Origin of the sequence: Mucilaginibacter sp., from assembly GCF_028288205.1 — a bacterium.
Taxonomy (GTDB): Bacteria; Bacteroidota; Bacteroidia; order Sphingobacteriales; family Sphingobacteriaceae; genus Mucilaginibacter.
Map to the genome: position 1 here is coordinate 1 of NZ_JAQBOD010000017.1, position 8,449 is coordinate 8,449.

8 protein-coding genes and 1 pseudogene are annotated in these 8,449 nt (G+C 41.4%); 5 read left to right on the forward strand and 4 right to left on the reverse strand.

Features of this window, described 5'->3' with window-relative positions:
* Positions 1–1,335 (forward strand): translation factor GTPase family protein (locus JWR23_RS04085; RefSeq protein WP_299513321.1); only part of this gene is annotated, 1,335 nt, incomplete at its 5' end.
* Between the two features lie 117 nt (positions 1,336–1,452).
* Positions 1,453–1,758, forward strand: a complete 306-nt coding sequence (gene rpsJ, locus JWR23_RS04090) for a 30S ribosomal protein S10 (RefSeq protein ID WP_022830652.1) — start codon at positions 1,453–1,455, stop codon at positions 1,756–1,758.
* 523 nt (positions 1,759–2,281) lie between these two features.
* Here the strand turns inward: rpsJ and JWR23_RS04095 are convergent.
* Together JWR23_RS04095 and JWR23_RS04100 are read right to left on the reverse strand one after the other, a co-directional pair.
* Positions 2,282–2,725 (reverse strand): hypothetical protein, encoded by a 444-nt coding sequence (locus JWR23_RS04095; protein ID WP_299513324.1) that lies wholly within the window; start codon positions 2,723–2,725, stop codon positions 2,282–2,284.
* A gap of 64 nt (positions 2,726–2,789) precedes the next feature.
* Positions 2,790–3,620, reverse strand: coding sequence for a hypothetical protein (locus JWR23_RS04100; RefSeq protein WP_299513326.1), 831 nt, complete (start codon positions 3,618–3,620; stop codon positions 2,790–2,792).
* A gap of 131 nt (positions 3,621–3,751) precedes the next feature.
* Between JWR23_RS04100 and JWR23_RS04105 the strand changes: the two genes are divergently transcribed.
* Positions 3,752–5,011: a prephenate dehydrogenase gene (locus tag JWR23_RS04105; RefSeq protein WP_299513328.1), complete on the forward strand. Its 1,260-nt coding sequence runs from the start codon at positions 3,752–3,754 to the stop codon at positions 5,009–5,011.
* Positions 5,012–5,088: 77 nt separating this feature from the next.
* Here JWR23_RS04105 and JWR23_RS04110 read toward each other — a convergent pair whose 3' ends face one another.
* Both JWR23_RS04110 and JWR23_RS04115 read right to left on the reverse strand, forming a co-directional pair.
* Positions 5,089–5,478, reverse strand: coding sequence for a hotdog domain-containing protein (locus JWR23_RS04110; RefSeq protein WP_299513329.1), 390 nt, complete (start codon positions 5,476–5,478; stop codon positions 5,089–5,091).
* 144 nt (positions 5,479–5,622) lie between these two features.
* Positions 5,623–7,257 (reverse strand): rhomboid family intramembrane serine protease, encoded by a 1,635-nt coding sequence (locus tag JWR23_RS04115; RefSeq protein ID WP_299513330.1) that lies wholly within the window; start codon positions 7,255–7,257, stop codon positions 5,623–5,625.
* 466 nt (positions 7,258–7,723) lie between these two features.
* Between JWR23_RS04115 and rplC the strand changes: the two genes are divergently transcribed.
* Both rplC and JWR23_RS04125 read left to right on the forward strand, forming a co-directional pair.
* On the forward strand, positions 7,724–8,341 hold the full coding sequence (gene rplC, locus JWR23_RS04120; RefSeq protein WP_299513331.1) for a 50S ribosomal protein L3: 618 nt from the start codon (positions 7,724–7,726) through the stop codon (positions 8,339–8,341).
* Between the two features lies 1 nt (position 8,342).
* Positions 8,343–8,449, forward strand: a pseudogene (locus tag JWR23_RS04125) (50S ribosomal protein L4); the annotation flags it as partial.

Genomic DNA, 8,449 nt, shown 5'->3' on the forward strand with positions numbered 1-8,449 from the left:
ATGGTTTGTGGTTCATCTTTCAAAAACAAAGGTGTACAAACCATGCTTGACTATGTGATGGAATTGCTTCCTTCACCTATGGATGTTGAAGGTATTATTGGTCATCACCCTGATACCGGCGAAGAGATTTTACGTAAACCATCAGAAAAAGAACCGTTTGCAGCTTTAGCATTTAAAATTGCAACCGATCCTTTCGTAGGTCGTTTATGCTTTATCCGTGTTTACTCTGGTAACCTGGAAGCAGGTTCGTATGTACATAACATGCGTTCAGACAATAAAGAGCGTATATCCCGTATATTCCAAATGCATGCTAACAAGCAAAACCCTATACCTAACGTAGGTGCAGGTGATATTGCTGCGGTAGTAGGCTTTAAGGATATTAAAACAGGTGATACCCTTTGTGATGAGAAACACCCGATCATTCTTGAGTCAATGAATTTCCCTGAGCCGGTTATCGGTTTAGCTATCGAGCCTAAAACACAGGCAGACGTAGATAAATTAGGTATCGCTTTAGGTAAATTATCAGAAGAAGATCCTACGTTCCACGTAAAATCTGACGAAGAAACAGGCCAAACCGTAATTTCTGGTATGGGCGAGCTTCACCTGGATATTATCATGGACCGTTTAAGACGCGAGTTTAAGGTTGAGGTTAACCAGGGCGCGCCGCAGGTAGCTTACAAAGAAGCTATTACAGGCACCGTACAACACCGCGAAACATACAAGAAACAAACCGGTGGCCGTGGTAAATTTGCCGATATACAAGTTATACTTTCACCAAACGATGAAGGCCAGGAAGGTTTGCAGTTTGTGAACGAAATAAGCGGTGGTTCAATCCCCCGTGAGTTTATTCCATCTGTCGAAAAAGGCTTTAAAGCTTCAATGGATAACGGCGTATTAGCCGGTTACCCGTTAACCAGCTTAAAAGTACGTTTAATTGATGGTTCGTTCCACGCGGTCGATTCGGACGCGCTATCTTTCGAGTTAGCTGCTAAAATGGCTTACCGCGAGGCATTGCCAAGATGTAAACCTGTATTGCTTGAGCCAATAATGAAAATAGAGATATTAACCCCTGAAGAAAACATGGGTGATGTTATTGGTGATATGAACCGTCGTCGCGGCCAGCTTTTGGGTATGGACTCGCGCGCAGGTGCACAGGTAATTAAAGCTACGGTACCACTTTCAGAAATGTTTGGTTATGTAACCCAGTTACGTACCATTACATCTGGCCGTGCTACTTCAACCATGGAGTTTGATCACTATGCTGAAGCGCCACGTAATGTACAGGAAGAAGTAGTTGCCAAAGCAAAAGGTAAAAAAGCTGCTGCGAATGCGTAATTAGAGATTAGTTGATTGGTGATTAGAGATTAGTTGCCAATCAGCTTTTTAAAACATAATAAACACCGATTGCCCTAACAAATAGCTCTTAGGAACGATCATAAAAAACAAAATAACATGAGCCAAAGAATCAGAATCAAATTAAAATCTTACGATTACAACCTGGTTGATAAATCAGCAGAGAAGATCGTAAAAACAGTAAAGCCAACAGGCGCTGTAGTTAGCGGACCACTTCCGTTACCAACCGAAAAGAAAATTTTCACTGTTTTACGTTCACCACACGTAAACAAGAAAGCACGTGAGCAATTCCAATTATGCTCTTACAAGAGGTTATTGGATATCTACAGCTCAAACTCAAAAACTGTAGATGCGCTAATGAAGCTTGAATTGCCAAGCGGTGTTGAAGTTGAGATCAAAGTGTAACTGTACCGGAAGACCCAAAACATATAAAAAGCCATTCGATTTAGTTCGGATGGCTTTTTTTGTTAAAGACACTGCTGTAAATTAAAATGCAAATTCTGTATATTTGAATATGAGCACTTATGTAATAACCCCAACAGTCGAACAAGAAAAACTTATAAAAGCCTTTTTGGAAGAACAAACATATCTTTTTTTAAAGAAGATGAAACATTGCCAGATTTTGTTTTAGCAGGTATTGCTAAAGAGCAGGAAGATATTGCAGCCGGACGCTTTATTACGCATGAGGAATTTAAAAAAAGGATTGCTTATGCTAAATGATTCCATTCGGTCGTGTATTCTTAAAGATCCTCCCACCTTGGACCCAATCGCTAATCCCACCGTCATTGCGAGGAACGAAGCAATCTCTGCATAGACAGTCAATTTGATGAATCTCATTTGGCTTTAGCCAGCACAACCATTTTGGACATTGATTAGCAAGTGAAGAGATTGCTTCGTTCCTCGCAATGACGCGCGAAGAGTAGAGAGGTTAAAAACCTTCACCACCAGTTTCCAAAAAATCAATCCAAACCCCTTCCAATTCATCAACCAACTCCGGGCGAATAGAAATACCCGATGCCTGCGGTGTCCAGGTTTGCGCGGCAAGGTTGCCCGTCTTTAAAATATCCAGTGTTAATATACTTTCCTTGTTGGGATTAAGCAGCACATCTAATGCAATAGTTATACGGTAATAATGCCTGCCATTGCGAAATGCAAGGTACGGCTCTGATGCAATAACTCCCGAGGCAAAGATGCCTTTTGGCTCAACACCTACCCTTACTATATAGGCCCTGTCGCCGGGTTGTATGGTTTTATAGCTTATAACGCTCCAGTTATCTTCAAACTTACCGGTTGTTGCCAGTTTTTTAATATCCTCGTCTATATCTGCCCATTCAAATTTTAGCGGATTCCACCCAAAAAGAAAAGCTTTCATGTTGTAAATATATAAAGTCTCCCCTACCGGGGGAGATTTAGAGGGGGCTGGAGTCGGGCTGGCTTTACCCTCTCCCCATCAATTCATCCACCTTGTTACGCTCGGTTTGCAGTTCGCGGGCCAGTTTCTTTTCTTTTTCGTTAGTTTTTGCTTTATAGGCCTTAAATTCCTCTTCCAGCTCGTTATATAACGTTGTGCGATAAGTGGCCTCTTTCCGGTAACTCCCGGATTGTGCAATAACCACACCCGCGATGATCCCTATCACAATTACCAAACCCCACATTATAAGATTGTAGGTGGTTTTTGATAATGATATACCAAATAAGCTGATAGAATCAGTTTGCAAAAGGGTTTGATCTCTATTGCTGACATCAGTTTGTAAACCACTGATGATTTTGCTTTGTTGGTCAAGTTTTTCATGCACATCCTTTAATTGGGTACGCGTAGTTTTTAATGTATCCATAAAAGTCTTCCACATGGCATCAACAAATGGTTGCTGGTAACGGAATACCTTGGTTAACAGGTATTGGTATTGCCCATTAAGGCTTTTATCAATAGGTGCAGGCATAATTTTTACTGATGTATCAACACGTGAAACATCCGGAGGTGTTGTAGCTATTGTTGTTGAAGGTATTTTTATTGGAGCGGCTTTTTTCAGGCTATCTGCAATTTGGGCTTCCCTGTAAGTTTTTGCATGGCTGCCATAGCCATATTTGGTATAAGGTTTACCGGTTTTGGGATTGATGGGTATTGCCCCGGGTTTAGCGGGTGCAGGTTTTGCAATTTGCTTTTTAACAGTGGTCTGTTTTAAAGTATCCTGCGCCCTGCCAAACATTACAATGCCCGATAGCAGTAAAATTAAAATAGATATTCTCAACATGAAATTATTTTTCATAATTGTAAAATTAGACAATGATTTATTAAAAAAAAAAGCTAAATAATGTTTATTCTGGAAATTCAGGGAGTTTTATAAAGCTAATGTAAGCTTTCATACGGATTTTTGCTACTCATAGTTATATTAGCGGAATGAATATTGGAATTATCGGCCTGGGGGATATGGGCCGGCTTTACGCCAAAGCTTTTGCAAAAGCAGGTTATACTGTTACCGGATGCGATTTGCCGGCTAACAAAGTACAGTTGGAAGAAGAATTGGCGCCGTATAATATTAAGGTGCTTGACAGCGGTAAGGAAGTATCGCAAACCAGCGATCTCATCATCTACTCGGTAGAAGCGGAGAAGATAGCCAGGGTAGTTGCCGAAAATGCGGAATACACCAAACCCGGCGCAATAGTAGCGGGACAAACCTCTGTTAAAACGCCGGAGATTGAAGCATTTGATAAGTACCTGCCCGCAAGCGCGCAGATAATTACTTTTCATGGCATGCACGGCCCCGGTTTTGAGCCAAAGGGGCAAACCCTGATATTAATACCGCATAGGGCAGATGCTGCTGCGCGCCAACGCATGATCGACCTCTTTACCGCCATAGGATCAAACATAGTTGAACTGGCCGATTACCATGAGCACGATAAAATTGTAGCCGACACACAAGCCGTAACCCATGTAGGTTTTGAAAGCATGGGTACCGCCTGGAAAGCCGCCGGATTTTTTCCGTGGGAAAATGCTTCTTATATAGGTGGTATAGATAACGTGAAGATATTAACTACGTTACGCATATTTAGCTATAAGGCACACGTGTATGCCGGACTGGCAATTTTAAACCCTTACGCAAAACAGCAGGTAAGGCAATACGCGGTGTCAGAGTCGGAATTATTTAAGCTGATGATACAGGAGGAGGAAGCTGCTTTCCGCAAACGGCTTTACCGCGCCCGCGATTTTGTATTCCACAAAAGCCGTAAACCCATTATGCTGAGTGATAAGGTAATGAAGGAGTTTTCGCTGTCGCAGAACCATGATCTGCAAAAACCAAACTCGCATTTAAGTATATTAAGTATGGTTGATGCCTGGTACCATTTAGGCGTTAACCCGTACGATAACCTGATCTGCCAGACCCCGCCTTTCCGCCTGCGCTTAGGTATTGCTGAGTATCTTTTTAAAAATGAAGAACTGCTGGAAGAATCTATACAAGCAGCTCTTTATGATAAAACCATTCGTGGTGATGATCTGGAGTTTCACTCGGCCGTGCGCGAGTGGTCGTCAATTATCGGTTATGGCGATATGGAAGGCTATAAGAAACATTTCAATGATGTACAAGCCTTTTTTAAAGGCAGATTGGAAGAAGGCAACAAGCAGAGCGCGGAGTTGATACGAAGGTTGATGATGGAGTAATCCTGACACGATTTATAGGATTAACAAGATGGTAATGATTAAATCTTATTAATTCATTCAATCTTAAAATCGTATTGTCACTCTCTCAACCGCTCATCCGTATAAGTAATTTCTGTACGGCCATGTTTAACGGGTTTGCCATTCTCATCAACGCTTACAAAAACAATCTTATCAATGGTGAGTATACTTTTTTGAGTGATCTTGTTACGCACCTCGCACATTAACGTGATGGAGGTGTGGCCAAAGTGAGTTGCTTTAATGCCCAGTTCAATAATATCACCCTGGCTGGCAGAGTTGATAAAATTAATTTCGGACATGTACTTGGTAACGCAGCCATTAGTGCCCAATTGTATAATAGAATAGATAGCGGCTTCCTCATCTATCCATCCCAGCAGCCTGCCGCCAAATAAAGTGCCGTGTGCATTCAAATCTTCGGGTTTTACCCATTTGCGTGTGTAGAAATTCATGATAGTAATTAATAGACCGTAAAGTTATAAAACAGGCCGGAAGTGAATGGCTTTATTAGATTTATGTTGAATAATTCGTAGGTGTAGCCTACACCCATCTACATTGACAAAACAGCGTCACCAAAAACTAATAAACAAGGATATTTATTCATTACTATCATCACCCATAGCGGTCCAATCTACCCGTAGATCGTTTATTTTTTGGGTGGTGGCATTAATTTCTTTGCGATATTTTACAGGGTCATTATCTCTAAACTCTAAATAAAGCAGTGTATATAATTTACACTCCTGCGTTATGAGTTTTGATTTTATAGCGACTATTGCCTTTTGCTTTTTTGGCAGAGAGATATTCGCCATCCTTTTGGCTATTCGGTTCAAGGTGTCAACATCTGGTATTACTGTATTTTTGAATACGTCTAAGCGCTGCCCGCGCTCCATGCCATAGCTTCCATAAAACTTCCGGCTAAGATCAGCCGACAAATTTTCGGTTTGTTTACTTAGCTTTTGCATTTCTTTAAAATCATAAACCGGGGCAAACTGTATACATAAGGAAGTACATAATATAGTAATAGCCAACGCAAAGATGGTTGTTAAGCTTTGCTTTTGATACTTTAACCCCAGGAAAGCTATCCAGCCAAATATATAACCGGTTATCAATCCGCCAAAATGGGCGGCATGGTCCACATGGTTACCTATCGGGATAATATTATAGGCAACAAAAATAACAGTACTTATTAATAAGGCGCGCCGGGCGTTGTTTTCGTAAAAGTTGGTACTTAACAGAGCAAGCAGCACACCAAACAACCCAAATATTGCTCCAGACGCACCGGCCGCTATACCCTGATCGCGCCATATTACGGAGGTTATGCTTGCACATATGCCTGTAAATAAATAAAGAAACAGGTAGTTCCATTTACCCAGCTTACTTTCAATGAGCGACCCAATGTATATCAGCACTATCATATTGCCGGCAATATGCATTATAGAAAAATGCAGAAAGGTATTGGTTATTAAACGCCATACCTGTCCGTTAAGCACCTGTGTGCGGCTACTGAAGCCAAGCGACAGGTAAATATCTTCCATACTGCGTATAAGGTTTTGTGCCGGGTCGCCATGATGTTGGGCGGCCTTCATAAAAAGTACGATCATCATAACAATCATGATCACATGTGTAACAATATATATAGCGATGTTGGTTAGCACCAGTAGAGGCGTAATAAAGTAATTCTTTTTTGGGACGAATGCCGATAAAAAGCTGCGCAGCTTTTCCTTATAACCCATAGGCGGGTTATCCAAACTGATGAATTGGTTGTCGGGGATGCTATCTATAAGCTCCTGCGTGGTTTGCTCCAGGTTGTCTTGCAAATGATATTCAACGTAGGCTATCTCACCATTTATTAGCAGTTCCAGGTTCTTTTCGTTTTTGCCATAATCGGTAAAAAAGAATTGGTAGCCCACACACTCGCTTTTTATGACAGCATGGTTATTAACTATGCGTACAGAAACCTCTTCGGCGTATGATTCCCACGAGATCGGAGTATAGGCAATAATGCCGTCCCTGTCAAAATAACTAATGCGCCAACCCAGGTTATTAAAAGCATGGTATATAAGCGTAAGATAATGACTGGCATTATACCCGCACAGCGGAATGACAGCAACTTTACGCGGAGATATGCCCCAGGCCATAGGTTTAAGAATTAGGTTATTGGTAAGTAAATATACGGTATATTCAGCAATTACTTGATAAGCACCGCCCGCATGCTTTGAGAGCCTCAGCATGACAGCCTTCCTGGGTACCGGTCCTGAACCTAAGGCATGAAGCTGAGCGGAAAGCCCGGGCCGGAGGCAACGCATAATATAGTCGTATTTTGACTATTAGGAATAATTAAGACCAACCCCTGTTTTAAACTCTTTCCGCAAACTTTTTTGTCATCCTGAACAAAGTGAAGGATCTTATAAAACAAATAGGTATTCGGTTTGCAGGCGGTTAACTTTGTAAGAGTATAAGATTCTTCGCTGTCGCTCAGAATGACAATCCCGCAATCCCCTTAAAAACCAATCAATTCTCACCCTATAACTGCCTGTTTTATATATCAAACCAGTTAACAATATATTTATAAAAAAATATCTCAGTAACTATTTGACATTTAATGTAAAGTTGCTATCTTTGCCGTCCCTTAACGGGGGAATAATATGCCTTGAACGAAGCCCTACTGCTTCGATGGGCACAAATAAAATAAAGAAAATGTCAGGAATAATTGGTAAAAAGGTAGGAATGACCAGCATATTCGACGACTCAGGGAAGAACATCCCTTGCACAGTTATCGAAGCTGGCCCTTGCGTAGTAACACAAGTACGGTCTGTAGATACAGACGGTTATGCGGCTATACAGCTTGCATATGGTGAGAAAAAGGAGAAAAACACTTCTGGCCCGTTAAAAGGTCATTTCCAAAAAGCCGGTACAACCCCAAAACGTAAACTTGTTGAATTCAAAACTTTCGAAGACGAAAAAGCTCTTGGTGACACTGTTACCGTAGATATTTTTGCTGAGGGAGATTTTGTTGATGTGGTTGGTACGTCAAAAGGTAAAGGTTTCCAGGGTGTGGTTAAGCGTCACGGTTTTGGTGGTGTGGGTATGCAAACTCACGGTCAGCATAACAGGTTACGTGCTCCGGGTTCATTAGGTGCCTCATCATGGCCATCACGTGTATTCAAAGGAATGCGCATGGCGGGTCAAATGGGCAATGAGCGTGTAAAAGTTCAGAATTTAGAAATTTTGAAAGTTTATACCGAGCAAAACCTTATAGTAGTTAAAGGTTCCATCCCAGGGGCTAAGGGTTCATTCGTTATAGTGGATAAATAAGATGGAAGTTAAAGTATTAAACGTATCAGGTAAAGAAACAGGTGCCAAGGTGCAGCTTCCTGAAGCCATATTCGGTATCGAGCCCAATGATCATGCTATCTACTTAGA